Below are 24,452 nucleotides of genomic sequence, written 5' to 3'. Positions count from 1 at the left end.
GGCAAACCCTTAAAATTGCAGGCAAATTCTAGTCGGCGCACCGAAGTGGTGGCTGACTTCCTTCCCAACTCCGCCTGCGGCAAGCCTTTCCCCATGACATCCAGCACCACCACCCCCCTCTCCTACAAAGACGCCGGCGTTGACATTGTTGCGGGCGACGCCCTGGTGGAGCGCATCAAACCCCTGGCCAAAAAGACCATGCGCGAAGGTGTGATGGCCGGCATTGGTGGTTTTGGCGCCCTGTTTGAAGTGCCCAAGCGCTACAAAGAACCGGTGTTGGTTTCCGGCACCGATGGCGTAGGCACCAAGCTCAAGCTGGCCTTCGAGTGGAACATGCACGACACCGTGGGCATCGATCTGGTGGGCATGAGTGTGAACGATGTGTTGGTGCAAGGCGCCGAGCCGCTGTTTTTCCTGGACTATTTCGCCTGCGGCAAGCTCGATGTGGACACGGCAGCGGCCGTGATCGGCGGCATCGCCAAGGGTTGCGAGCTGTCGGGCTGTGCCCTGATCGGCGGCGAAACCGCTGAAATGCCCGGCATGTACCCGGCCGGTGAATACGATCTGGCCGGTTTTTGCGTGGGCGCGGTCGAAAAATCCAAGATCCTCACCGGCCAGAGTGTGAAGCCCGGCGATGTGGTGCTCGGCCTGGCTTCACACGGCGTGCACTCCAACGGTTTCTCGCTGGTGCGCAAATGCATCGAGCGCGCCGGCGCCGATCTGCCCGCCACGCTGGACGGCCTGCCATTCAAGGAAGCGATCATGAAGCCCACGCGCCTGTACGTGAAAAACGTGCTGGTCACGCTGGCCAAGCACCCCGTGAAGGCCCTGGCCCACATCACCGGCGGCGGCTTGCTGGAAAACATCCCCCGCGTATTGCCCGAAGGCACCGCCGCCCACCTGAAGCAAGGCAGCTGGCCCCAGACCGAGCTGTTCGCCTGGCTGCAAAAGACCGCCGGCATCGATGACGTCGAGATGAACCGCACGTTCAACAACGGCATCGGCATGGTGGTGGTGGTGGCGGCCGACGAAGCCGCTGCAACCGCTGCCACGATGCGCGATCTGGGTGAGACCGTGTTTGAAATCGGCGTGATCGCCGAGCGCGGCACGGGCGAAGCCGTGGTCGTCGCCTGAGTCTCCCGAGCCAAAGGCAACCCATGAACGGCGCGCCACAGCCAACGCGCCATCTTCCGCGCAGCATCTGGGCGCTGGGCTTTGTCAGCTTGCTGATGGACGTGTCGTCCGAGGCCATCCACAGCCTGCTGCCGGTTTTCATGGCCACGGTGCTCGGCGCCAGCATGCTCACCATCGGACTGCTCGAAGGCGCGGCCGAGGCCACCGCCCTCATCGTCAAGGTATTTTCTGGCGCCCTGAGCGACTGGTGGGGCAAGCGCAAGCCGCTGGCCATCATGGGCTACGGCCTGGGCGCCTTGTCCAAACCCCTGTTTGCGCTGTCCAGCGGCATGGGCCTGATCGTGACCGCGCGCCTGCTCGACCGCGTGGGCAAGGGCATCCGGGGTGCGCCCCGCGACGCGCTGGTGGCCGATATTGCGCCGCCCGAGATGCGGGGTGCCGCCTTCGGCCTGCGCCAGTCGCTCGACACCGCAGGCGCCTTCATCGGGCCCCTGTTCGCCATGGGCCTGATGCTGCTCTGGGCCAACGACTTTCGCGCCGTATTCTGGGCCGCCACTGTGCCGGCACTGCTCTGCGTGTTGCTGCTGGTGTGGGGCGTGAAAGAGCCCGAGCGGCCGCCTGGCACAGCCAGAACCAATCCCATCAGTCGCGCCAACCTCAAGCGCCTGAGCGCCACCTATTGGGGTGTCGTGGCCATCGGTGCGGTGTTCACCCTGGCCCGTTTCAGCGAGGCCTTTCTGGTGCTGCGCGCCCAGCAAGGCGGCCTGCCGCTGGCCGCCATACCGCTGGTGTTGATCGTGTTGAACCTGGTGTTTTCTGCGGGCGCCTACCCGCTGGGCAAGCTGTCGGACTCGGTCAGCCACACGCGCTTGCTCATGGCCGGCATGTCGGTGTTGATCGTGGCCGATGGCCTGCTGGCCTGGCACAACAGTGGCCTGGTGTTCTGGCTGGGTGTGGGCCTGTGGGGCCTGCACATGGCGCTCACCCAGGGCCTGCTCGCCACCATGATCGCCAACGCCGCCCCGCCCGACCTGCGCGGCACCGCCTTTGGCATGTTCAACCTGGTCTGCGGCGTGGCCATGCTGCTGGCCAGCGGCCTGGCAGGCTGGTTGTGGGACCAGTTTGGCGCGCCCACCACTTTCATGGCGGGTGTGGTGTTCAGCGCACTGGCTCTGGCAGGGCTGGCCGTGCGCGCCCAAATGACCCGCCTGCCCAGCTGAGCTTCTCTGATATCTGATCAGATTGTGTTCAGCATACATTTGCGAGATGATGTCCTGAAATGATCGATACCGGTCTTTTCAGAGATGGATGAAAGCCCCAGCATTCATAAAAATAGGGCTTTCAACCACTCAGATTCTGAAAGCTCCTCCATGAACACATGTCTTTTGGTGATCGATGCTCAAGCGTCCTTCCAGCACCGCCCTTACTCCACCGACCGCGACATGGGCGCTTATCTGGCGGCGCAAAACGCCCTGATTCATGGGGCGCAGGCTGCTGGCATACCCATCGTTCGCATCTTCCACACAGACGGTCCCGCTGACGCCAGCAACCCCTTTGCGCTCGCCTCCGGCCATGTGCGCCCCATCGACGGACTGGCCGATTTCCAGCCGGCAGCCACCTTTCAGAAGTCGCGCCACAGCGCCTTGGTGGGCACGGGGCTGGACGTGTGGCTCACCCAGCACGGCATTCAACGCCTCATCGTCAGCGGTATCCGCACCGAACAATGCTGCGAAACCACCACGCGCCATGCGTCGGACCTGGGCTGGACGGTGGACTACGTGATCGACGCCACGCTCACCTTTGACATGCAGCAGCCCGACGGCCGCCCCCTCAGCGCACAAGACATCAAAGACCGGACCGCCACCGTGCTGCAAGACCGATTCGCCCGCATCTGCAGCGTGGAGCAAGCCCTGAAGTCTCAGCCATGAGCGCGCCCACCCGCAGCCTGCAAGTGGCGATCCTGGTGTTTGACGGCGTGGAGGCGCTGGATCTGGCGGGACCTTTTGAGGTGTTCACCACCGCATGCAGCAGCGCAACGCGCCGCAAGCACCACCCCTGTTTGAGGTGAGCTGTGTGGCCCGCACACACCAACCCATTCAGACCCGGGCCGGTATGGGGGTGCTGCCCAGCCACAACTTTGCAGATGCGCCTGTGGCAGACCTGTTGATCGTGCCCGGAGGGGTAGTGGACCAGGCCATGCAGTGCCCCGAATCCCTGGCCTGGATCGCCGGCGCTCACCCCAACACCCAGATCACCGCGTCGGTGTGCACCGGGGCATTTTTGCTGGCTGCCAGCGGCGTGCTGCAAAGCGGCCCGGTGACCACGCACTGGGAAGACCTCGCCGACCTGACCCGTCAGTTCCCACCGCTGGATGTGCGCAGTGGCGTGCGCTGGGTCGATCAGGGGCGGATAGTCACCTCGGGCGGCATCAGCGCCGGCATCGACATGATGCCTGCACCTCGTGGCCCGCCTTGCAAGTGAAACGCTGGCACGGCGAACGGCCCATCAAATGGAGTTCCAATGGACGCGCGCAGCCTGAGCCCGCTCGCTTCGGGGCCTATTCATGTCCACTTTGTTCTGCTGACAGGCAGCCTGATCCTCGACTGGGCCGGCCCCGCCGAAGCTTTGCGCATGGCCAACCAGCGCTTGCGCGAGGCTGGTCAGCCCGACGCATTTGCCCTGCACTTCATCGGACCACAACCCGACACCCGCAGCTCGGTGGGCGCCACCATCAGCGCCTTGGCGCCGCTGCCCGAACGCCTGTCCGAGCGCAGCTGGGTGGTGCTGGTGGGGCAGCCGGGCGCCACCATTGCGGTGGACACCCAAGAGACGCAAACACTGCTGCACTGGCTTCGGGGACTGCGCCTTCGCGAGGGCGCGCTGGAGCTGATCACCGTGTGCGCCGGCGCCGTGATCGCCGCGCATGCGGGCTTGCTGCACGGCCACCGCGCGACCACGCACCACCACCACCTGGACGAGCTGCGCCGCGCCGCGCCACGTTGCGACGTGGTGGAAAACCGGGTTTTTGTGATGGATGGTGCCATTTCCAGCAGCGCGGGGGTGACCACCGGCGTTGACCTGTTTCTGCACCGCATCGCCTCCATCTGCGGCCCCGCGCTGGCGGCCCAGGTGGCGCAGGCCATGGTGGTTGCCTTGCGGCGCGGCCCCAACGACCCCGAACTCTCGCCTTTTCTCAGCCACCGCAACCACCTGCACCCAGCCCTGCACCGCGTGCAAGACGCGGTAGGCCAGCAGCCTCAAGCCGACTGGTCGGTGGCCCGCATGGCCGAGGTGGCGTGCACCTCGCCGCGCCACCTCACCCGGCTGTTCCTCACCCACGGGGCCATTGCGCCGCTGCAATACCTGCGCCGCATCCGCCTCGACGTGGCCGAAGCCGCGCTGCGCTCAGGCCACAACGTGACCCAGGCCGCGCAAATGGCCGGCTTCAGCTCAGACACGCAGTTGCGCCGCACCTGGCACCAGATGGGCAGGCAGGGCACGCCCAGTGGTGCCGCCTAAGATTTGATCACGTGGCCTAGAGAATCGCGTCGGACAGGATCACATGCAGGCCCTGCCCTTCCGCCAAGGCGGCCTGCAGCAAGCAAAAAGCGATGCGCTCGGCAGGCACAACCCGGTAACGCGCGGGCAACAAGGGCCGCAGCCACTGCGACAGCTTGACGCCTATTTGCTCGGCCGGACGCGATTCCCCCCGCTCTCCCCCAATGAGGCCTGGCCGTACAAAGGTCAAGGACGGGAAGCCCAGCAATTGCAGGTCGCGCTCCAGCTCGCCTTTGGTGCGGGAATAAAACACCCGGGACGCCGCATCGGCACCCAGCGCCGAGTTCAGCGCATAAGCCCGCGCACCATGCCGCCGCGCCAGCTCGGCCACCCGCAAGGGGTGGTCGTGGTCCACCCGGTAAAACGCAGCCTGCGATCCCGCCTTCTTGATGGTGGTACCCAGCGTACAGATCACCGCATCCACGGCCCACCAGGCTGCGTCGTCCGGCAGGGCTTCAAAATCCACCACCGGGTTGAGCAATTTGGGGTGTGCCGGCAAGGGGCGCCGGGTCGGGGCCACCACCTGCCCGATGGCCGGGTGGTCCAGGGCCTGCTGCAGCACCGATTGACCCACCAGACCCGTGGCCCCCGCGAGCAATACGCGGTGCTTCAACTGGGCTCCCGGCGCAATTCACAGATGCGCCGCTCCATGGCGTCGCGATCGAGCGCATCGCCGGTCTGCGCGATGTACATCTCCAGATCGACCACCGCCAGTCGCGCATCACCCATCTCCGCCCAGGCCAGCCCACGGTCGCGGTATTCGCTCCAGGCATCGGGCAACAGGATCAACAAGCGGTCTTGCACGGCGATGAGCCGCAACCAGTCTTTCTGCGACAGGTGAATTTCTTTCAGATTGCGCAGGATCCGTGCCAGGATGTCCCGCGAGGGCGTTCCCTGAAGGTACAGCCCCACTGGCACATCGAAGTCATCGACCAGCCCATGGCGGCGCCTGTAGGGCTCCAGCCGCTCAGAGAGGTCTTCGCGGCTGAGGGATTGCCCCGTGAACGGATCGATCACCACTTGTCCGTCAGGCAGGTTCACCTTGACCATGAAATGCCCCGGAAAACCCACGCCTCGGGCCCGCAATCCCAAGCCCTGCGCCAGTTCCAGCCAGATCACGGCCAGAGAGATGGGAATCCCCCTGCGCGTGCGCAGCAACACGTTCAGGTAACTGTTGTCGGGGTCGTAGTAGTTGTTGACGTTGCCACCAAAGCCCAGGTCCTGGAAGAAGAACTGGTTGAGCGTGCGCAAACGCTCCAAAGGCTCAACGTGGTGAGTGCACCGGCGGCGCACGCGGGCCAGCAGCTGGTCCACGTCGCCCAGCACTTCCTGCACGTCCAGATCGGGGTATTCGTCCTGGGCAATGGCCGCCGCCGCTTCCAGCAGAGGCAGGCCCTCGTCCTCCTTCACCAACGAGGCGAAATAGCCCAGTGGTGTCGGGTTGAGGAAATCGAGAGCAGAGGACATGGCGCAGGAACAGTCATAGTGGTGTTCCGGACAATGGTACCGTCAGACGCCATGTTGCGGCTGCCGACGGATTGACGACCCAGTCAGCGCTTCAGCAATTGGCGCAGCTTCACGCCCGACACAGCCAGCACACCGAAGTAAATCGCAGCCGCACCGATCACGCTGCCAGCGAGCCACAGCACCCGCAACCAGCGGCCACCTTCATAGTGAATCCAGTTGATGGCGGACGCTGCCCACAGCAGGGCCACCGCCATCAAAGCGCTGGCTGCAAGCACCTGAAGCGCAAAGCGCCACCAGCCCGGCGAAGGGGTATAGGCCCCCCGCCGGATCAGCCCCACCAGCAACCACAACGCATTGACCATCGCACCAATGCCGATGGCCAGCGCCAGACCAGCATGGGCCAAACGGGGGACAAACAGCAAATTCAGACACTGGGTAAGCACCAGCACCACGATGGCAATCTTCACGGGGGTTCGAATGTCCTGGCGAGCATAGAAACCGGGCGCCAGCACCTTGATGGCCACCAGCCCCAGCAAGCCCGCCCCGTAGCCCATCAATGCCACCGAAGTCTGATTCACATCGGCTTCGGAAAAAGCGCCGTAGTGGTACATCACCGTGACCAACGGCTGGGCAAAGGTCAACAAGGCCACGGCGCTGGGCACGGCCAACAACACCACGAGGCGCAAACCCCAGTCGAGCAACTGGCTGTAGCGCACGCCATCATCGGCGGCGCGTGCAGCCGCCAGCTGGGGCAGCAACACCACGCCCAGAGCCACGCCCAGCATGGCGGTGGGGAATTCCATCAGGCGATCGGCATAGGTGAGCCAGCTCACACTGCCGCTCACCAGGTGCGAGGCAATTTGGGTATTGATCAGCAGCGAAATTTGCGCCACGCTCACCCCCAGCACAGCCGGCAGCATCAACGTGGTCACGCGCCGTGTGCCTGGGTGGTTCCAGGCGGTCATGAGCGAAGACCAGCGCCAGCTGATGCGGGGCAGCATGCCGATGCTCAGCAAGGCCGGTATCTGGACACCCAGCTGCAGCGCGCCGCCCAGCATCACGCCGCCGGCCATCGCATAAATGGGCTCAATGCCCATGGACTTGAACCAGGGCGCACCCCAGTAGGCGGCAGAAATCATGCACAGGTTGAGCAGCACCGGTGTGGCCGCGGGCACGGCGAAGTGCCTCCAGGTATTCAGGATGCCGGCCGACAAGGCCACCATGGACATGAAGCCGATGTAGGGGAACATCCAGCGCGTCATGAACACGGCCGACTCGAAGCCTTGCGGGTTCTGCTGCAGGCCGCTCGCCATGGCCCACACCAGCAGGGGCGCACCCGCCACGCCGATCACACAGGTCATGGTCAGGGCCCAGGCCAGCACGGTCCCGATCTGGTTCACCAGCGTGCGGGTGGCGTCGTCGCCGTCGGTGGCACGCATGCCCGCCAACACCGGCACAAACGCCTGACTGAAAGCGCCCTCGGCGAACAGGCGGCGCAAGAGGTTGGGAATGCGAAACGCCACATTGAAGGCGTCGGTCAAGGCACTGGCGCCAAAAGCCGACGCCATGAGCAACTCCCGCACCAGACCCGTGATGCGCGAAGCCAGGGTCAGCAGAGAGACGAGAGAAGCGGATTTGAGCAGTGACACCCGGGCAGTGTACCCAAGGGCGGGGGCCAAAACCGGCGATTCAGGACTGCCGTGCTAGAATCTTCGGCTTTGCTGGCAACATCTCCAAACAACTGAAGGATATTCATCATGGCAACCAAGCCCAAGAAAAAGAACCCCCGCCTGGCATCAGGCCGTAAACGCGTCCGCCAGGACGTCAAGATCAACGCTGCGAACACCTCGCTGCGTTCCAAATACCGTACCGCAGTCAAGAACGTCGAGAAGGCTGTTCTGGCCGGCGACAAAGACAAGGCTGCCGAACTGTTTGCCAAGATGCAAAAAGTTGTGGACATCGTTGCCGACAAAGGCATCTTCCACAAAAACAAGGCTGCTCGCGATAAGAGCCGCCTGTCGACCAAAGTCAAAGCGCTGGCCACCGCCGCCGCCTAAGACATTCACGGGGTGGGCTTCGGCCAACCCCACAGCCCGGACCTGTTCAGGTCCGCCGTTTGAAAACGGTGCGCTGCCAGCAAAAAAATGGAACACCGCCGTGTCGCAAGACCCGGCGGTTTTTTCATGGCTGCTCCGCGAAAATCAGATCCGGTCGCCGCCGATCAGGCCACCCAGCAAACCGCCAGCGATCCCGCTGGTCAAACGCCCTGCTCGCCCCTGGCGTCTCCGCCGCCCTGCATGCGCGGCGCGACGGCGAAAATGCGCGAGGCCAGGCGCGCAACAGGCAAGGACTGCAACCAGCCCGTACCCGGCCCTTTCAGCGTGTCGAAAAAAAACAGGACCTCACCACCAAACCGCGCTGTCTTGGCCTCGCCCGGATCGAGCTCGATTTCGCCGAACTGCAAGTCGTCTCCGCGCAAGCAATAGTCGACTTCGTCCATGGCCATGTGGGTTGTGCTCCTTTGAAACGCTGGAAATGACGCGCAGCATAGCGGACGGCGCCCTGCCGCGAAAGCGCACACCAGCACCCGGACACAAAAAAGCCGTCCTGAGACGGCATTCTTTTCACCTGGCCTGACAGAGCAAGCGCTCCGCCCGCAGCATCACTTCTTGCCGGACGAGGCCTTGACGATGAAAGTGACCTTCATCACCACGCGGTACTCGACCACTTTGCCCTTGGACACCACGGCACGCTGGTCTTTGATCCAGACACCGGTGACTTCCGACACGCTGTCGTTCACCCGGGCAATGCCTTGCTTCATGGCATCGTCGAAGCTCTTTTTGCTACCGGAAATGACTTCGATGATTTTGGCGACGGACATGAGATGTACTCCTGAAGTGTTAGTTAACAAGCCTTCAGTTTTAACAGCCGTCAGCCCATCGGGCAAGGCAGCCCTGTGCTTCAGACGCGCCAACCGTGAAGAATGTCCTCAGGGCGCCGGGGGATCGGGCAGCAGACAGGCCTCAACCAATTGCAGGCCGTTGTCGTGGGCAAAAGCCATCACGAAGTCCCAGGCCATGGGCTCTTCGTCGCGCATATCGGTGTGGACGATCACGCACTTCACGCCGTTGATCACCGTGGGCACACACCAGGGTGAATAGGCAATGTGGCAGGCCATGCCTTTGGGTGCGCCGCCGGGTCGAAACTGGCTCATCACCCCAGCCAAGCGCTCCGCCCAGTCGCTGGGGCGAAAGGGGCGGCCATTGGGGGTGACCCCCTGAATGAACACTTGTTTGGCGGTGGGTGAAACCATCGGAGTAGCCTTCGGATGGAGGGCCCGGCAAGGGGTGAAAAGCCACTGGACAGACAGGGATCACCCGCTGTGGTGGCTGAGGGGTATTCTATCTTATATAAGACCTGAACTCAGGGATAACCCGAGTCCCACAGGATCTGCCTTCCGAGTATCGCGCAACGCTGTGATGCGCAATCGACACGGATAGGCCACCATTCGGCCTCTAAAATTGGCTTTCAACGGCCCAACCCATGTTGAGCCGTTTTTTGTTCCACCTTTTTTGGGAGCTTCCTGCATGTCAGATGCCATTGTCGCCGCCTCACCCCACGTGATGAACACCTACGGTCGCTTGCCGATCGCCATGTCGCACGGCCGAGGTTGCCGCGTGTGGGATGTGAATGGCAAGGTGTACCTGGATGCGCTGGCCGGCATCGCCGTCAACACCCTGGGCCACGCCCACCCGAAGCTCGTGCCCGCGCTGCAAGAGCAAATCGGCAAGATGATGCACTGCTGCAATTACTACCATGTACCCGATCAGGAGCGCCTGGCGCAAATGCTGGTCGAACGTTCGGGTATGACCAACGTGTTCTTTTGCAGCACGGGCCTGGAGGCCAACGAGGCGGCTTTGAAGCTGGCGCGCAAGCACGGTCACAACAAGGGCATCGAGCGCCCGGAAATCGTGGTTTACGAAAAAGCCTTCCACGGCCGCTCCATCGCCACCCTGTCGGCCACGGGCAACCCCAAGATCCAGGCCGGCTTTGGCCCGCTGGTCGAAGGTTTCATCCGTGTGCCGGTCAACGACCTCGCCGCGCTGCAAAAAGCCACCGAGGGCAACCCCAATGTGGTGGCCGTGTTCTTCGAAGCCATTCAGGGCGAAGGCGGCGTGACCCCGATGACGGTGGACTACATGCAGGGCGTGCGTGCCATGTGTGATCAGCACGACTGGCTGCTGATGATTGACGAAGTGCAGTGCGGCATGGGCCGCACCGGCAAATGGTTTGCCCACCAGTGGGCCGGTATCACGCCCGATGTGATGCCGCTGGCCAAAGGCCTGGGGTCGGGCGTGCCCATCGGTGCCGTGGTGGCCGGCCCTAAAGCGGCCAACCTCTTCGCGCCGGGCAGCCATGGCACCACGTTTGGAGGCAATCCGCTGTCGATGCGCGCTGGTGTCGAGACCATTCGCATCATGGAAGAAGACGACTTGCTGGGCAACGCCGAGCGCATTGGCACCCACCTGCAAACCCGATTGCTCACCGCCTTGCTGGAAAAGCCTGGCGTGAAACAGGTGCGGGGCCACGGCCTGATGATCGGCATTGAGCTCGACCGCCCTTGCGGCGTGATCGCCCAGCGCGCGGCCGACGCGGGCCTTTTGCTCAGCGTCACGGCAGACACCGTGATCCGCCTGGTGCCGCCGCTCATCATGACGGCCGCCGAAGCCGACGAGGTGATCGCCATTCTGGTGCCCCTGATTCTTGATTTCCTGACCGAAGGAGCCGCCGCATGAAACTCAAACATTACCTGCAGTTCAAGGACCTGAACGCCGCTGAATACGGCTACCTGTTCCAGCGCGCCGCCTTCATCAAGCAGAAGTTCAAGGCCTTTGAGAAGCACCAGCCATTTGCCGACCCCGACCGCACGCTGGCGTTGATTTTCGAGAAAGCCAGCACGCGCACCCGCGTGAGCTTTGAAGCCGGCATGTACCAGCTGGGTGGCTCGGTGGTGCACCTCACCACCGGCGACAGCCAGCTGGGCCGCTCCGAGCCGATCGAAGACAGCGCCAAGGTAATCAGCCGCATGGTCGATCTGGTGATGATCCGCACCTATGAACAAAGCAAGCTGGAGCGCTTTGCTGCGCACTCCCGTGTGCCCGTGATCAACGGCCTCACCAACGAGTTCCACCCCTGCCAGATCCTCACCGACCTCTTCACCCTCACCGAGTACCGCCCGGCCGCCAGCGGGCTGCCGCTGGATGCGATCAAGGGCAAAGTCGTGGCCTGGGTGGGCGATGGCAACAACATGGCCAACACCTGGCTGCAGGCTGCAGAAATGCTGGGCTTCACGGTGCACGTGAGTACCCCCAGTGGCTACGAGGTCGACCCGGTACTCGCCGGCATTTCCAACCGCGATTGCTACAAAGTCTTCAAGGACCCGCGCGAGGCTTGCCAGGGCGCCGATCTGGTCACCACCGATGTGTGGACCAGCATGGGCTACGAGGCTGAAAACGAGGTGCGCCGCACGGCCTTTGCGAAATGGTGTGTGGACGAAGCCATGATGGCATCGGCCAAAAATGAGGCGCTGTTCATGCACTGCCTGCCCGCCCACCGCGGTGAAGAAGTGACCGCTGAAGTGATCGACGGACCACAAAGCGTGGTGTGGGACGAAGCAGAAAACAGGATGCATGCGCAAAAGGCACTCATGGAGTACCTTTTGCTGGGGCAGTTGGCATGAAATGCCAGGCGACCCACCGCGAAGCGGGCATCCTGTTTCGGCGCAGGCCCACTTTGCACAGCAAAGTTGAGCGAAGCGGCCAAAGCCAAAACCGCATGCATGCGCAAAAGGCACTCATGGAGTACCTTTTGCTGGGGCAGTTGGGTTGAGCCTTCCCTCTATGGTGCTCATGAACCGGTACTTGCCTGAGTACCAGTTTGAAGAGCACCACAGCACAGTGGTTCGGGCCGCACCTGGGGCACTGCTGGACGCCGCGCGAGCGGTGGTGCGCGAAACCGACCCTTTGGTCAACGGCTTCATTGCCCTGCGCGAATTTCCAGCGCGGGGCTTGAGCCTGGTGAGAAGGCAGCAACAGCTGCCCTCCCGCCCTTTTGGCTTTGAAGACTTTACCGAACTGGGCCGCATTGGAAAGACAGAAATGGCGTTTGGTCTGGCCGGCCGTTTCTGGCAGCTCAGCCATGGCCTGCGCCGTGTGAGCAACGCCACCGATTTCGACGCTTTGCAAGGCACACCGAAGCTGCTCCTCAACTTTGTGACCGAACCCCTTGCCAACAGTGAGGTCAAACTGAGCACCACCACCCGTGTGGGGTGCCCTGACAAAGCCAGCCGACGCAACTTTACCCCCTGTTGGTACTTGATCAGGCCCGTGAGTGGCCTGATTCGGAAACGGCTGCTGCGGCGAATCAAACAGCGCGCACAAACAGTCCTCCGTGCTTGATCACATGACTTTGCACCCCCACAGAACGGCCACCCGTGATTGACACCTGGCTGAGCGACAGACCTCCCGGCCTTCGCGCCATCGACCACCCTCACTCCTGCGGCGCCTGTGTCATCGACCCTGACGGCAACCACGCCGAAGCCGTTTGCCACAACCCCATCTGATCGCTCCCCACACCGCATGCAAGCCTTGTTGACCGCCATCGCCCAGATGGCAATGCCCTCTGATGCACAACGCATTTTTCATGGCCGTGGTGGCCTGCACCCGGGGTGTGAACAATGGGCACTCGACTGGTTTGGGCCCGTCTGGTTGCTCACCAGCTTTCAACCCATGGGCGAACCTGAACTCGCGCTGGTGCACGAGACCCTGGCCTCCCGCTGGGCAGCCATCGCGCCGGCAGGAATTTCGCTCAACTGGGTCTACCAATGCCGGGCTACCGGGCATGTGGAAACCCGGCTCATGGCGGGCAATGTACCCGAGCCCCACGACGTGACCGAGCACGGTGCGCGCTACCGTGTGCACCTGCTCAAAGGTCAGAACCACGGGCTGTTTCTCGACATGGCCAACGGACGCCAATGGGTGCGCGAACACACCGAGGGAGCCAAGGTACTCAACCTCTTTGCCTACACCTGCGCTTTCTCGATCGCCGCGCTGCAGGGCGGCGCCCAGCACGTGGTCAACGTGGACATGAGCGCGGGCGCCATGGGCCTGGGTCAGCTCAACCACGCACTCAATGGCCTGCAGGCCGGCGCCAGTTTTCTGGCCCACGACATCTTCAAGACCTGGGGCAGGATCAACCGCAGCGGACCCTACCACCTGGTGATCGTGGACCCGCCGAGTTTTCAGAAAGGCAGCTTCGTTGCCACCAAAGACTACGCCAAACTGATGCACCGCTTGCCCGATTTGCTGCGCCCCGGCGGCAAGGCCATGTTGTGCCTCAATGCACCTGAACTGGGTGAAGGGTTCCTGAGAAAACTGATGGCCGAAGTCGCGCCCGAACTGGGCTTCGAGCAACGGATCGAGAACCCCCCCGCTTTCGCTGATGTCGATCCCGAACGATCACTCAAGGTGTTGACTTACGGGTTGCCCGACTTGCCGCCACGCAACGCGCGCACATGAGCAACCCATGCACCACCTGCGGCGCGTGCTGCGCCAGTTTCCGAGTCGATTTTTCGGTAATGGAAACACAGGCCGAGGGCGGCAGCGTGCCCGATGGTCTCGCTGTGGAGGTCACCCGCCATACGGCCCGCATGCGCGGCACCGACCACAGTCCACCGCGCTGCGCGGCGCTGACAGGCCAGTTGGGCGTGCATGTGGCCTGTGGCATCTACGAATGGCGGCCGTCGCCTTGCCGGGAATTTGAGGCCGGCAGCGAGGCTTGCCAACGGGCCCGCAAGCGGCAAGGGCTGGTGCCGATCTTGGACTGAACGGCACACGCGAGATCGCCGACCGGGTTGAGCAGGCACCCGGTGGCACGGTTGACAACTGCATGGTTGAGCGACGCCACGGCATCGCCCACAGTTTGAGCAAAACCGATAACATGCAAGGCAGCTGACCCCAGAAACCCAACGTCCTCACGTGCCATTCAACCCTTCTGACCCGCCACTGCCAGCCGACCATGGCGAGCCCCTGGGCGCCAGTCACGATGGTGGACAAGTCACCATGCAAGGCGAGTTGCTTCAGCGCCCACGCGACGACAAAGCCACCCGCATCAAAGCACTGGCTTTCGAGGCGGTGTCCGAGGGTGTCGTCATCACAGACGCAGCCCAACGAATCCTGCTGGCCAACCCCGCATTTGAGTCCATCACAGGCTACGGCCTGCCCGAGATCATGGGCCGCACCTGCGCCCTGCTGCAGGGCCCGCTGACCGATGTGAATACAGTCCACGAAATGCGTCAGGCCTTGCACCAGCGGCTTGCCTTTTCAGGGCAGATCTTCAACTACCGGAAAGACGGTAGCACCTACTGGAACGATCTGTCGATCTCTCCCCTGCGTGATGACCAAGGCAACGTGACCCATTTCATTGGCCTGATGCGCGACATCAGCCTGCGAAAACGCGCTGAGGCGGCGCTGCAGGAGGGCGAGGTTCGCTACCGAAGTGCAACCGAAGCTGCAGGGGGACACATCCTGGATATCGACACCCGCTTCAGGTACACCTTTGTCTCGGAACGTGCTGAACAACTGCTCGGCTACCCCGCGAAAGAAATGCTGGGGCGCACCCCGGCGGAGTTCATGCCACCAGGCGAACTTGAGAAAGTGAATGCCTGGCTTGAAAGCCACCTGCAACAGGACGGCGCCATTCATGGGCTTGAGCACCGTGTGGTGACAAAGTCCGGATCGACGCTCTGGCTGCAAATTTCCCGGATTCCCCTGCAAGACAATCAAGGCGTGACCATCGGATACCGGGGTATCGCGTTCGATATCACCGCGCGCAAGCAAGCCGAGCAAGCCGATATCGAACGGGAAACCCACATTCGGGAATCGCAAAAGATGGAGGCCATTGGCACGCTGGCTGGCGGCATCGCGCACGACTTCAACAACATCATCGCGGCGATTCTGGGCAACGTGAGCCTGGCGCGCCAGGATCTCAACCCGGCATCCCCAGCGCTTCAAAGCCTGAACGAGATCGACAAAGCCGCCACCCGGGCGCGCGATCTCGTGCGACAGATTCTTTCTTTCAGCCGGCGCCAGAACAGCGACTACAAACGGACCAGCCTGTCGCCGATCGTTGACGATACGGCGCGCATGCTCCGCGCCATGCTGCCGGCCCGTGTGGCGATTGAGGTGAATGGTCTCGATGGCACGCCGGAAGTGCTGGGCGACACCTCGCAGCTTCAACAAGTCATCATCAACCTGGCGACCAATGCCATGCAGGCCATGGGAGGTCAATCTGGGCAAATTCGCATCGGACTTGACGCAACCGCGCCAGACGAACACGCACTGGCGAAACACCCTGCGCTGCGGGCTCTCGTCCAACAGCACCCGGATGGCCTTGTGCGCCTGACGGTGGCTGACGACGGCCCCGGCATGGATGAGGCCACGCTGGGCCGAATTTTTGAACCCTTCTTCACAACCAAACCCGTGGGTGAGGGAACTGGGCTGGGTCTCGCCGTGGTCCACGGCATTGCCCAAGGGCATAAGGGCCTGGTTTTGGTCGAGAGTCAACCGGGTGCCGGAACCCAGTTCGCGCTCTACCTGCCGGCGAGCCCAAGCCCAGTGGATCAACCCCTGGAAACGCCCACAACACAACCGAAAAATCCGGCCACGTCCTCCCCGACCACACCTCCCGACGCGGCCGGCAGCGCCGTCAAGCCCGGACCCCACATCGTCTATGTCGATGACGATGATTCACTGATCTTGCTCATCAAACGTTTGCTGGAGCGCCGTGGCTACCGGGTGAGTGCCTTCCTCGATCAGCAGTCGGCGCTGAGTGCGATCCGAAACGACCCAGCGGGGATCGACCTGATGCTCACCGACTACAACATGCCGGGCATGTCTGGACTGGATCTCGCTCGCGAAGCGCTTCTGATCCGGCCCGACTTGCTTTGTGTCATCACGTCGGGCTTCATCGATGAGAAGCTGAGCACAGAGGCGGCCAGTGCAGGCGTGCACAAACTCATCCTCAAGGCCATCGCAGTGGATGAGTTTTGCGCCGCCATCGAGGCGCTGGTCCCGGCCAACGCCTGAAGGCACCCGAGCAATTGCTCGCCGCTTCAGGCACAGTGAACCACCGCGTCGGGATTTTGGCCCTTTGTTGGAATTAACCGACACCACGGGTTTTTGCCGGTGCTACCTTCCCCAGATGCCAAAAATCTGGGACATATCCCCCTCTGTCAACGCGCAGTCACCGGTCTTTCCGGGCGACACGGCCTATGCACAAACCTGGGTCGCCAACATCGGCCCCGGGTGCCCGGTCAACGTCAGCGCCATCACCTTGTCGCCCCATGTGGGCGCACACGCCGACGCGCCCTTGCACTACGACCCCACCGGCAAAGCCATCGGCGACGTCGACCTGGAGGCCTTCATCGGCCCCTGCCGTGTCATCCACGCCATCGGCTGCGGACCGCTGGTGCAGTGGCACCACATCGAACACGCACTGAGCGACCCCCAAAGCAGCGGAGCGCAGGGGCCTGGCGATCAGCCGCAGGGCCGCTCCCAAGGTGGATCAACCCCCTTGGGGGGCAGCGACCCGCGAAGCGGCGGAGCGCGGGGGCCTGGGACAATCCCCGAGCGGGTTCTGGTGCGTGTCTACGAACACATGCCGCTGGACGCATTTGACACGCAACTCCCGGCTTTCGCGCCCGAGACCGTCACGCGCCTGGCCGACCTCGGCGTCAAGCTCATCGGCATCGACAGCGCCAGCATCGATCCCGCCGACAGCAAGGCCTTGCTGAGCCACCAGGTGATTCGCGAACGAGGCCTGCGTGTGCTGGAAAACCTGTTGCTCGACGACGTGCCCGAGGGCGACTACGAGCTCATCGCCCTGCCCCTGAAACTCACCACCGCCGACGCTTCTCCCGTGCGCGCCATCTTGAGGACACTGCCATGACCACCACAACCCACAACAACACCCCTGTCACCCTGGCCCACTGCCAATCGTTTGACCAGCAAGACCCGCTGAGCAGCCTGCGCGACTTTTTTTCGCTGCCCTCCGGCGTGATCTACCTGGATGGCAACTCGCTGGGCGTGATGCCCAAAGCCACCCCCGCACGCGTGGCCGATGTGGTCGCCCGTGAGTGGGGTACCGACCTGATCCAGAGCTGGAACAAGGCCGGCTGGTTTCAGATGCCACAAAAAGTGGGCGACAAAATTGCACGCCTGATCGGTGCAAATGCTGGCGAAGTGGTGGCCACCGACAGCACATCGATCAACCTGTTCAAGGTGCTTTCCGCTGCGCTCAACATGGCAGCGGAAGACGCCCCACGGCGCAAGCGCATCGTCAGTGAGCGCAGCAACTTCCCCACCGATCTCTACATCGCCGAGGCCCTGTGCAAGGAGCGCGGATACGAGCTGATGCTGGTGGAGCCCGAAGACATCGCAGCGGCCCTCACCGCAGAGGTGGCGGTGCTCATGCTCACCCATGTGAACTACCGCACTGGCGCCATGCATGACATGGCGGCCGTGACATCAGCCGCCCACGCCGAGGGCATCCTCACCGTGTGGGATCTCGCGCACAGCGCAGGCGCCGTGCCGGTCAAACTGACCGCTGCCAAAGCCGATTTCGCGGTGGGCTGCGGCTACAAATACCTCAATGGCGGACCGGGTGCACCCGCCTTCGTGTGGGTCAACCCCCTGCACACCAACCGCTTCTGGCAACCGCTGGCTGGCTGGTGGGGCCACGCCACACCATTCGCGTTCACGCCCGACTACCAGCCTGCGCCCGGCATCACGCGCTACATGTGCGGTACGCAACCCATGATCAGCCTGGCCGCGCTCGATTGCGGCCTGGATGCCACGCTGGCTGCCGAGCCCCTGGGCGGCATGGACGCCTTGCGCAAGAAGTCGCTGGCGCTGACCGATCTGTTCATTCAGCTGGTTGAACAACGCTGCAGCGGATACGGACTGGGCCTGGCCACTCCTCAAACCCACGCCCAGCGCGGATCACAGGTCTGCCTCACCAAAGACGAGGGTGCGTACGCCATCGTGCAGGCCCTGATCGCGCGCGGCGTCGTGGGTGACTACCGGGCCGGGGATGGAGAACGGCACAAGGACATCCTGCGTTTTGGCTTCACGCCGCTCTACATCGGTTTTGAGGATGTGTGGAATGCTGTCGAACACCTGCGCCAGGTTCTCGAATCGGGTGAATGGCAGCGCCCCGAATTCAACCAGAAACACGCGGTCACTTGATCTCCCCCTGCGCCGCTTCGCGCCGTCCCCTGAAAGGGGGGGGCCACGTCAGTGGCCCGGCAAAGCCGGTTCCAAGGCGTGTGCTGGGTGGAGCGTCCTTGCGCCCACATTGCCGCTACTTCAGCCGCACCAAACGCTTTAAAGGCCCCCGATGACCTGCCCATACCAAGACAACCCAAACACTTCAACCACCGAAAACATCGTGCGCGAGGAAAAGGCCCAGCTCGACTTCAGCGAGGACATGAGCTATGGCGACTACCTGCAACTCGACGCCATCCTCGAAGCCCAAAAACCACTGTCACCCGCACACGATGAAATGTTGTTCATCGTGCAGCACCAGACCAGCGAGCTGTGGATGAAACTCATGCTGCACGAGCTGGGCGCCGCCCTGCGCTGCATGGCCAGCGACGACCTGCCCTCCACTTTCAAGATGCTGGCAAGGGTCTCCAGAATCATGGAACAACTGGTGCACGCCTGGGACGTATTGGCCACCATGACCCCCCCTGAGTACAGCGCCATGCGGCCCTACCTCGGCAAGTCCAGCGGATTTCAGAGTTTTCAGTACCGCTGCATCGAGTTTTCGCTGGGCAACAAGAACGCTGCCATGCTCAAGCCCCACACCCACAACCCATCGCGGTTGGCCATGGTGCAAGCCACCTACGAGGCTCCGTCGCTGTACGACGAAGCCTTGCGCCTGCTCGCGCGCCGTGGCCTGGCCGTGCCCGCCAGCCACACCGATCGCGACTGGACACAAGCCTACGTCGCCAGTGAAGCGGTCGAGCTGGCCTGGCTGCAGATCTACCGCAACCCCAAAGAACACTGGGACCTTTACCAGCTTGGCGAAGAGCTCACCGATCTGGAGGACGCCTTCCGCCTCTGGCGCTTCCGCCATGTGACCACGGTGGAGCGCATCATCGGTTTCAAACGCGGCACCGGCGGCACGGGCGGTGTGAGCTATTTGCGCAAGATGCTGGACGTGGTGCTGTTTCCCGAGATCTGGACGCTGCGCACACAACTCTGACCCACCCCCCGCCGCATCTTCGACACCTCACCCCCCGGGGGGCGAGCTGGCGGCCTGGCAGAGCCAGTTCCGCGGCATCCCGGGTTGGGACAGGTGCCCGTTTGCGGCATGATCTGTTGATGCCCTCTCCAACACTTGCAGATCTGCGCCGCTATGCCGTCGCGCGCAGCCTGACTTCGCCCACCACCTTGCCCCGCGCCCTGCAGCGTTTCGGATTTGTACAGGCCGATCCGATCCGGTCGCCCGCTCGGGCTCAGGATCTGATCTTGCGTCACCGGGTCGCAGGCTACCGGGTAGGGGACCTGGAACGAACCTATCCAGGCCTTGGTGTGGAGGAAGACTTTTTCGTCAACTACGGTTTTGTCACACCCGAGCTGCACACCTTGCTGCATCCGCGCACAGCGCGCGAAACCTGGACGACAGACCGCTGGGCCCAGGCGGGCGATGTGTGGCGGTTTGTCGAACAACGCGGGGCCACCCATCCCAAGGCGGTGGACGACCACTTTTCCCATGGCCACACCACCAACGGTTTTGGTGGCCGCTCCAAGGCCAGCACCCACCTGCTGGACGACATGCACTACCGCGGACTCTTGCGTGTGGCTTCGCGCGACAACGGCACCCGCCTGTACGCCGTGCGCGCGCCGCAGCCGCTGCACGCCGATCCCGAAGCCACACTCGATGCGATGGTGGACTTGCTGGTGGCGCTGTATGCGCCGTTGCCCACACCCGGCCTGCGCCAACTCGTGGGCTTTTTGAAGAACGCTGCTCCCCAGTGGCAACCGTTGTTGAGCGGTGCGTTGCACCGTGCACGTGCTCGCCTGCTTCAAACCGAGATCGAAGGCGTGGCCTGGCACTGGCCAGCCGACGAAGATCCGCTGGCACCGGCCTGGCTGCAAAGCGATCGGGTGCGACTGCTCGCGCCCTTTGACCCTGTGGTCTGGGATCGCGACCGTTTCGAACGGCTCTGGGGCTGGGCCTACCGGTTTGAGGCCTACACACCAGCTCACCGGCGCGTGCGTGGGTACTACGCCATGCCACTGCTGTGGCGCGATCAGGTGATCGGGTGGGGCAATCTGACGGTCAGGCAAGGCGTGCTGCACGCCGAGCTGGGCTATGTCGCCGGGCAACCGTCTGAGGGTTCCGGTTACACCGAATCGCTCAAGACCGAACTGGCCGCCATGGCCGACTTCCTGGGTGTCCCCCTCGCCTGACCCCTGTGCGCCTTGATCCGCCCCATTGGCACATGCCCCGTTCGTCCTGTGCCTGCCGCTGGGCATCGACTGGTTCAGCCTGAGCGCCATTTCAGACCTGACAGCGCAGCATGGAAAAGCCGGCGCGTCTCCGCGCCGACGCAGGGTTCACTTCGCCTGGATGCCGTTGCGCTGGATCACGTCGGTCATTGTTGCCGTGTCCTGAGCAATGCGGTTGGCCAGCCCCTGAGGTGCTGTGCCGACCACCTGCCAGCCTTGCGCGGCGATTTGCGCGCGAACAGCGGGACGACGCACGATCTCAGCCAGCGCTGCTGCCAGGCGAGCCACATGGGCTTGAGGCATCTGCCGGGGCGCGGCCACGGCGTTCCAGATCTCCAGCTCCACGCCGGGCAGCCCGGTCTCGCTGAGTGAAGGCACCCCTGGCACGACCGCGCTGCGGCCGGCCGAGGTCACCCCAATGGCGCGCAGCTTGCCCGACTGGACCTGAGCCATGGCCAGGCCCGGTGGCAGCAGCGCCATGTTCACCTGCTCTCCGAGCATGCCCGTGATCACCGCAGGGTTCCCCCCATACGGCACATGCAAAGGCGAAATGCCGGCCTTGACCTTGATCAGCTCCATGCCCAAGTGGGCCACGGTCCCGATGCCCGGCGAGCCGTAGTTCCAGCGGTCCCCCGACGCCTTGGCGGCAGACCAGAAGGCAGGGCCGCCAGCCGGCGCGCTGTTGGGCGCAACCAATACCAATGGGGCCACCGCGATCAGCGAAACCGGGGCGAGATCGGTGATCGGATCGTAAGGTGTGGCGGGATTCAGAATTTTGGCAATGGTCAGGTTGCCGTTGACCATCAAGCCCACCGTGTGGCCATCGGTGGCGCGCGCCACCTGTGCAGCGCCGATGTTGCCGCCAGCACCCGGCCGGTTGTCGACCACCACGGGTTGTCCGAGCAGCTGCGACAGCGGCTCGGCCAGCGTGCGGGCCATCAGGTCTGGAGAGGTCCCGGCAGGGAAACCCACCACCAGCTTGATGGGCTGGCTGGGCCAGGCCTTGGCACTCTGGGCCAAAGCAGCCGGTGTGGCGCCCAGCATGGCCGCGGCGCTCATGGCCGACAGCAACAATCGGCGCGGAAAGACGGAGAGGGACTTCATGTAGGCTCCTGCAAAATTCAAGCAACGGAATGAAAACGCGTTCAATGCGCTTCGCACAGGGCCCACCGATTCGGGCGCAGATCATGCAAAGCAAGCCGAGCGTAGCAGCCTCCCGCAACCCGCGCGCGCTCGCAGGTCACGGCCGGGTCAGCGCGGGGACGATCAGACCGGTTCGGGTGGGCCGCTGTAGAGCCAGGGGTTGTCCAGCAGGGACTCTCCCAGGGTGGCCATGGCTGCATTGCGTGCCCACTTCAGTGGCCCCGTCGCGTGGAACACCGTGCCGTTGCGTTCGGACCGCGTTTGCACCCGAGCGTTGCGCGCCCAGCGTGTGCGGGCATAGCGGTCCAGCAAGCTCGGCCAGTCCAGCGTTTGGCCGTTCGCCGGGTCGGTCAACCGGCCCAGGGTCCAGGCGTCTTCGATGGCCATGGCCGCCCCTTGTGCCAGGTAGGGGCGCAATGGATGGGCCGCATCGCCCAGCAGAGCCACCCGGCCTTGCGCGTGCTCGTGGGCTCCGGCCACTGGCGCGCGGTCGTTGAGCGGCCAGAGTTTCCAGCCGCGCACCGCATCCACCATGGCCAGCAAATCGCCGCACGCGGGGCCCAGCGTGCGGCGCAGATCGCTGGCGTGTGCCTCGTGGGACCAGCTCTGTGGATCGCTGCCCACAGCGCCTCCATGTCCTTGCCCGATGACGCCCTGCACCACGACCACCACGTTGAACCACTCCCCCCGTCTCACGGGGTAATGCACGGCGTGCAACCGGGGGCCCAGCCAGGCGGTGACCACAGGCGAGCGCAGGGCCGCCGGCAACTCGTCGGCACGCACCATGCCCCGGTACGCCAAGTGCCCACTGGCCCGCACCGGGGTTGCCCCCAGCATCTGGTTGCGCACACGGCTCCACAGGCCATCGCTACCGATCAGGGCGGCGCCTTCAAACGATTGATCGTTTTCACACGTCACCCGAACGGTTTCCCCGCCCACCTCATACGAAGCAACACGGCACCCCAGATGCAAGCTGACCCGCTTCTCTCGCTGCACCGCCTCCAGCAACATCTCATGCAAATCCGCGCGGTGCAAAGTGGCATAGGGTTGGCCGTAGCGTGCGCGAACGATCGGGCCCAAACGCAAGCGACCCAGGGTTTGGGCACCGTGGGCATCGCGCACCTGAAGGGCTTCAGGAAATGCCGCCGTTGCACGCAAGACCTCACTCAATCCCCAGCCGTCCAGCACCCGAACCGCATTGGGCCCCAACTGCAAGCCCGCGCCAACCTCGCCAAAGACCGGCGACTGCTCCAGCAAAGCCACGCCCAGACCCGACCGGGCGAGCGCCAATGCCGCAGCCAGGCCACCGATCCCCCCTCCACTCACTACCACTTTTTTTGTCATGCCACGCATTGTGCCGCGCAGGCGAGCAGCGGGTTTGATCCAAAGCAAACACCCCCTTCGGCGTCCGACGGCTGCAAGGGCTTTGTGATAAACGAATTCCTCTCAAAAGCCCATCCGCATGCCTCCAAAGATCAGGCCACGCGGTGAAACCACAACAACGACAGTCCCGCCGCAAGAACCACCAGCAATGCCCCCAGCAAGGCCAGCAAGCTCGAGACCTCCGTTTCCTGGGAACTGACGGTCAAGCGTGTGCTCAGCGTCTCGTACACCTGCTTGAGGTTGGCCGCCGTGCCCGCATAGAAATACTCGCCCTGGGTCGTTCGCGCCACCGACTTGAGCGTGTCTTCGTCCAGCCTCACCCGCATGGACCAGCCTTCAAAGCCGATCACTTCCCCGACCACTGTGCCCACGCCCACGGTGTAAACCCGCACACCACGATCGGCGGCCATCTGGGCCGCTTCTTCGGTGTCCACGCCGGTGGTGCGCTGCCCGTCCGTGAGCAAAATGACGGCGGCCGAGCCATAGGACCCCGGCGCCACGGGTACAAACGGGCGCTGCTTCTGGGCGGGCTCATCAATGGCCCGCCCTTGCGCGGCCATGAGGTCATTGGCGCGACCAAACGTGAGCTTGCCGACATCGATGCCTTGGTCGGGAAACAGCTCTGACAGGGCGACCACGATCGCGCTGCCAATCGCGGTGGCCCGCTGAAGCTGGAATTTGTCGATGGCGGTGTGCAGGTCCTCGCGGCTGAGGGTGATGGGCTGCACCACCTGGGCCGTGCCTGCAAACGCCACGATGCCCACCTTCACATGGCGCGGCAACTCGGCCAGAAAGGCCTTCGCTGCGGCTTGGGACGCCGCCAACCGGTTGGGCTCCACGTCGGTGGCCCGCATGCTGCCAGAAACATCCATGGCCAGCACAATGGTCTGGTCGGTCGATGGCAACACCACGCGCGCCACCGGCCGAGCCGCCGCGAGCAGCAACAAGGCCACCGCCAGCCACAGCAACAAGGGCGGCAGGTGGCGCCGCCAGCCGGGCCCGCTGCCCAGCGCTTCGCGCACCACCGACAGGCTCGCCAACCGCACCGACACCCGCCGGGGGCGCCGCAGCAGCCAGAGGTAGAGCAACACCAGAACAGGCAGCGCCAACAGCCCCCACAACATCGATGGCCACAAAAAACTCACTGGCCAGTTGCTTGCATTGGCCCACAGCGAAGACAGCCACGCTTCA

At 63.6% G+C, this 24,452-nt stretch carries 24 protein-coding genes and 1 pseudogene; 16 read left to right on the top strand and 9 right to left on the bottom strand.

Annotated features, from left to right (window positions below):
• Positions 1 to 93 precede the first annotated feature (93 nt).
• The 5 genes and pseudogenes from purM (at position 94) to E5678_RS01220 (ending at position 4,653) form a co-directional block, all read left to right on the top strand.
• Positions 94 to 1,134: a phosphoribosylformylglycinamidine cyclo-ligase gene (purM, locus tag E5678_RS01240; RefSeq protein WP_136176847.1), complete on the top strand. Its 1,041-nt coding sequence runs from the start codon at positions 94 to 96 to the stop codon at positions 1,132 to 1,134.
• A 23-nt stretch (positions 1,135 to 1,157) separates the two neighbouring features.
• Complete coding sequence (locus tag E5678_RS01235; RefSeq protein ID WP_136176846.1) at positions 1,158 to 2,354, top strand: MFS transporter; 1,197 nt, start codon at positions 1,158 to 1,160, stop codon at positions 2,352 to 2,354.
• A gap of 150 nt (positions 2,355 to 2,504) precedes the next feature.
• Positions 2,505 to 3,062 carry an isochorismatase family protein gene (locus E5678_RS01230; RefSeq protein ID WP_136176845.1) on the top strand — a complete coding sequence of 186 codons (558 nt, stop codon included), beginning with the start codon at positions 2,505 to 2,507 and terminating at the stop codon, positions 3,060 to 3,062.
• Positions 3,059 to 3,673: pseudogene (locus tag E5678_RS01225) on the top strand (DJ-1/PfpI family protein). The gene E5678_RS01230 and the pseudogene E5678_RS01225 overlap by 4 nt, the downstream one beginning before the upstream one ends.
• Entirely contained in the window at positions 3,655 to 4,653 is a 999-nt protein-coding gene (locus tag E5678_RS01220) for a helix-turn-helix domain-containing protein (RefSeq protein ID WP_136176844.1), read from the top strand. The pseudogene E5678_RS01225 and the gene E5678_RS01220 overlap by 19 nt, the downstream one beginning before the upstream one ends.
• 16 nt (positions 4,654 to 4,669) lie before the next feature.
• On the opposite strand, the gene E5678_RS01215 is transcribed toward E5678_RS01220, so the two are convergent.
• The 3 genes from E5678_RS01215 to murJ form a co-directional block, all read right to left on the bottom strand.
• Positions 4,670 to 5,305, bottom strand: coding sequence for an oxidoreductase (locus E5678_RS01215; RefSeq protein WP_136176843.1), 636 nt, complete (start codon positions 5,303 to 5,305; stop codon positions 4,670 to 4,672).
• Positions 5,302 to 6,159: a tetratricopeptide repeat protein gene (locus E5678_RS01210; protein WP_136176842.1), complete on the bottom strand. Its 858-nt coding sequence runs from the start codon at positions 6,157 to 6,159 to the stop codon at positions 5,302 to 5,304. The genes E5678_RS01215 and E5678_RS01210 overlap by 4 nt, the downstream gene beginning before the upstream one ends.
• A gap of 83 nt (positions 6,160 to 6,242) precedes the next feature.
• The gene (gene murJ, locus E5678_RS01205; protein ID WP_136176841.1) at positions 6,243 to 7,808 is read right to left on the bottom strand and encodes a murein biosynthesis integral membrane protein MurJ; all 1,566 of its coding nucleotides are present in this window, start codon (positions 7,806 to 7,808) and stop codon (positions 6,243 to 6,245) included.
• 108 nt (positions 7,809 to 7,916) lie between these two features.
• Between murJ and rpsT the strand changes: the two genes are divergently transcribed.
• Positions 7,917 to 8,216 (top strand): 30S ribosomal protein S20, encoded by a 300-nt coding sequence (gene rpsT, locus E5678_RS01200; RefSeq protein ID WP_210731965.1) that lies wholly within the window; start codon positions 7,917 to 7,919, stop codon positions 8,214 to 8,216.
• 200 nt (positions 8,217 to 8,416) lie between these two features.
• Here the strand turns inward: rpsT and E5678_RS22420 are convergent, their stop codons facing one another.
• The 3 genes from E5678_RS22420 to E5678_RS01185 form a co-directional block, all read right to left on the bottom strand.
• On the bottom strand, positions 8,417 to 8,665 hold the full coding sequence (locus E5678_RS22420; protein WP_136176839.1) for a hypothetical protein: 249 nt from the start codon (positions 8,663 to 8,665) through the stop codon (positions 8,417 to 8,419).
• Positions 8,666 to 8,821: 156 nt separating this feature from the next.
• The gene (locus tag E5678_RS01190) at positions 8,822 to 9,040 is read right to left on the bottom strand and encodes a dodecin family protein (protein ID WP_136176838.1); all 219 of its coding nucleotides are present in this window, start codon (positions 9,038 to 9,040) and stop codon (positions 8,822 to 8,824) included.
• 108 nt (positions 9,041 to 9,148) lie between these two features.
• Positions 9,149 to 9,472 (bottom strand): DUF3579 domain-containing protein, encoded by a 324-nt coding sequence (locus E5678_RS01185; protein WP_136176837.1) that lies wholly within the window; start codon positions 9,470 to 9,472, stop codon positions 9,149 to 9,151.
• A 274-nt stretch (positions 9,473 to 9,746) separates the two neighbouring features.
• Here E5678_RS01185 and E5678_RS01180 point away from each other — a divergent pair, with 274 nt between their 5' ends.
• The 10 genes from E5678_RS01180 (at position 9,747) to E5678_RS01130 (ending at position 20,696) form a co-directional block, all read left to right on the top strand.
• Entirely contained in the window at positions 9,747 to 10,955 is a 1,209-nt protein-coding gene (locus E5678_RS01180) for an aspartate aminotransferase family protein (RefSeq protein WP_136176836.1), read from the top strand.
• Positions 10,952 to 11,899: an ornithine carbamoyltransferase gene (argF, locus tag E5678_RS01175; RefSeq protein ID WP_136176835.1), complete on the top strand. Its 948-nt coding sequence runs from the start codon at positions 10,952 to 10,954 to the stop codon at positions 11,897 to 11,899. The genes E5678_RS01180 and argF overlap by 4 nt, the downstream gene beginning before the upstream one ends.
• 145 nt (positions 11,900 to 12,044) lie before the next feature.
• Complete coding sequence (locus E5678_RS01170; protein WP_247596873.1) at positions 12,045 to 12,617, top strand: hypothetical protein; 573 nt, start codon at positions 12,045 to 12,047, stop codon at positions 12,615 to 12,617.
• A gap of 180 nt (positions 12,618 to 12,797) precedes the next feature.
• Positions 12,798 to 13,736 carry a class I SAM-dependent methyltransferase gene (locus E5678_RS01165; protein WP_136176834.1) on the top strand — a complete coding sequence of 313 codons (939 nt, stop codon included), beginning with the start codon at positions 12,798 to 12,800 and terminating at the stop codon, positions 13,734 to 13,736.
• Positions 13,733 to 14,044 carry a YkgJ family cysteine cluster protein gene (locus tag E5678_RS01160; RefSeq protein WP_136176833.1) on the top strand — a complete coding sequence of 104 codons (312 nt, stop codon included), beginning with the start codon at positions 13,733 to 13,735 and terminating at the stop codon, positions 14,042 to 14,044. The genes E5678_RS01165 and E5678_RS01160 overlap by 4 nt, the downstream gene beginning before the upstream one ends.
• 151 nt (positions 14,045 to 14,195) lie before the next feature.
• A complete protein-coding gene (locus E5678_RS01155) occupies positions 14,196 to 16,304 on the top strand; it encodes a PAS domain-containing sensor histidine kinase (RefSeq protein WP_136176832.1) in 2,109 nt (702 codons plus the stop codon).
• 115 nt (positions 16,305 to 16,419) lie between these two features.
• Entirely contained in the window at positions 16,420 to 17,166 is a 747-nt protein-coding gene (locus E5678_RS22520) for a cyclase family protein (protein WP_247596872.1), read from the top strand.
• Entirely contained in the window at positions 17,163 to 18,464 is a 1,302-nt protein-coding gene (gene kynU / locus E5678_RS01140; protein WP_136176831.1) for a kynureninase, read from the top strand. The genes E5678_RS22520 and kynU overlap by 4 nt, the downstream gene beginning before the upstream one ends.
• A gap of 151 nt (positions 18,465 to 18,615) precedes the next feature.
• Positions 18,616 to 19,485 carry a tryptophan 2,3-dioxygenase gene (kynA, locus tag E5678_RS01135; protein ID WP_136176830.1) on the top strand — a complete coding sequence of 290 codons (870 nt, stop codon included), beginning with the start codon at positions 18,616 to 18,618 and terminating at the stop codon, positions 19,483 to 19,485.
• A gap of 119 nt (positions 19,486 to 19,604) precedes the next feature.
• The gene (locus E5678_RS01130) at positions 19,605 to 20,696 is read left to right on the top strand and encodes a crosslink repair DNA glycosylase YcaQ family protein (protein ID WP_136176829.1); all 1,092 of its coding nucleotides are present in this window, start codon (positions 19,605 to 19,607) and stop codon (positions 20,694 to 20,696) included.
• Positions 20,697 to 20,843: 147 nt separating this feature from the next.
• Here E5678_RS01130 and E5678_RS01125 read toward each other — a convergent pair whose 3' ends face one another.
• The 3 genes from E5678_RS01125 to E5678_RS01115 all read right to left on the bottom strand — a co-directional run bounded on the left by E5678_RS01125 (position 20,844) and on the right by E5678_RS01115 (position 24,406).
• A complete protein-coding gene (locus tag E5678_RS01125) occupies positions 20,844 to 21,794 on the bottom strand; it encodes a tripartite tricarboxylate transporter substrate binding protein (protein ID WP_247596985.1) in 951 nt (316 codons plus the stop codon).
• Positions 21,795 to 22,001: 207 nt separating this feature from the next.
• Positions 22,002 to 23,222, bottom strand: a complete 1,221-nt coding sequence (locus tag E5678_RS01120; RefSeq protein ID WP_136176827.1) for an FAD-dependent monooxygenase — start codon at positions 23,220 to 23,222, stop codon at positions 22,002 to 22,004.
• Positions 23,223 to 23,353: 131 nt separating this feature from the next.
• On the bottom strand, positions 23,354 to 24,406 hold the full coding sequence (locus E5678_RS01115) for a VWA domain-containing protein (RefSeq protein WP_136180569.1): 1,053 nt from the start codon (positions 24,404 to 24,406) through the stop codon (positions 23,354 to 23,356).
• Positions 24,407 to 24,452: the final 46 nt, after the last annotated feature.

The sequence above is a fragment of the Hydrogenophaga sp. PAMC20947 genome, from assembly GCF_004795855.1.
Taxonomy (GTDB): Bacteria; Pseudomonadota; Gammaproteobacteria; order Burkholderiales; family Burkholderiaceae_C; genus Hydrogenophaga.
This window is presented reverse-complemented; position numbering and strand designations above follow the sequence as displayed.

Coding starts and splice junctions, on each gene's coding strand:
- purM (WP_136176847.1), top strand. CDS start 94: ATGACATCCAGCACCACCACCCCCCTCTCCTACAAAGACGCCGGCGTT.
- E5678_RS01235 (WP_136176846.1), top strand. CDS start 1,158: ATGAACGGCGCGCCACAGCCAACGCGCCATCTTCCGCGCAGCATCTGG.
- E5678_RS01230 (WP_136176845.1), top strand. CDS start 2,505: ATGAACACATGTCTTTTGGTGATCGATGCTCAAGCGTCCTTCCAGCAC.
- E5678_RS01220 (WP_136176844.1), top strand. CDS start 3,655: ATGGACGCGCGCAGCCTGAGCCCGCTCGCTTCGGGGCCTATTCATGTC.
- E5678_RS01210 (WP_136176842.1), bottom strand. CDS start 6,159: ATGTCCTCTGCTCTCGATTTCCTCAACCCGACACCACTGGGCTATTTC.
- rpsT (WP_210731965.1), top strand. CDS start 7,917: ATGGCAACCAAGCCCAAGAAAAAGAACCCCCGCCTGGCATCAGGCCGT.
- E5678_RS22420 (WP_136176839.1), bottom strand. CDS start 8,665: ATGGCCATGGACGAAGTCGACTATTGCTTGCGCGGAGACGACTTGCAG.
- E5678_RS01190 (WP_136176838.1), bottom strand. CDS start 9,040: ATGTCCGTCGCCAAAATCATCGAAGTCATTTCCGGTAGCAAAAAGAGC.
- E5678_RS01185 (WP_136176837.1), bottom strand. CDS start 9,472: ATGGTTTCACCCACCGCCAAACAAGTGTTCATTCAGGGGGTCACCCCC.
- E5678_RS01180 (WP_136176836.1), top strand. CDS start 9,747: ATGTCAGATGCCATTGTCGCCGCCTCACCCCACGTGATGAACACCTAC.
- argF (WP_136176835.1), top strand. CDS start 10,952: ATGAAACTCAAACATTACCTGCAGTTCAAGGACCTGAACGCCGCTGAA.
- E5678_RS01165 (WP_136176834.1), top strand. CDS start 12,798: ATGCAAGCCTTGTTGACCGCCATCGCCCAGATGGCAATGCCCTCTGAT.
- E5678_RS01160 (WP_136176833.1), top strand. CDS start 13,733: ATGAGCAACCCATGCACCACCTGCGGCGCGTGCTGCGCCAGTTTCCGA.
- E5678_RS22520 (WP_247596872.1), top strand. CDS start 16,420: ATGCCAAAAATCTGGGACATATCCCCCTCTGTCAACGCGCAGTCACCG.
- kynU (WP_136176831.1), top strand. CDS start 17,163: ATGACCACCACAACCCACAACAACACCCCTGTCACCCTGGCCCACTGC.
- kynA (WP_136176830.1), top strand. CDS start 18,616: ATGACCTGCCCATACCAAGACAACCCAAACACTTCAACCACCGAAAAC.
- E5678_RS01130 (WP_136176829.1), top strand. CDS start 19,605: ATGCCCTCTCCAACACTTGCAGATCTGCGCCGCTATGCCGTCGCGCGC.
- E5678_RS01125 (WP_247596985.1), bottom strand. CDS start 21,794: ATGAGCGCCGCGGCCATGCTGGGCGCCACACCGGCTGCTTTGGCCCAG.
- E5678_RS01120 (WP_136176827.1), bottom strand. CDS start 23,222: ATGACAAAAAAAGTGGTAGTGAGTGGAGGGGGGATCGGTGGCCTGGCT.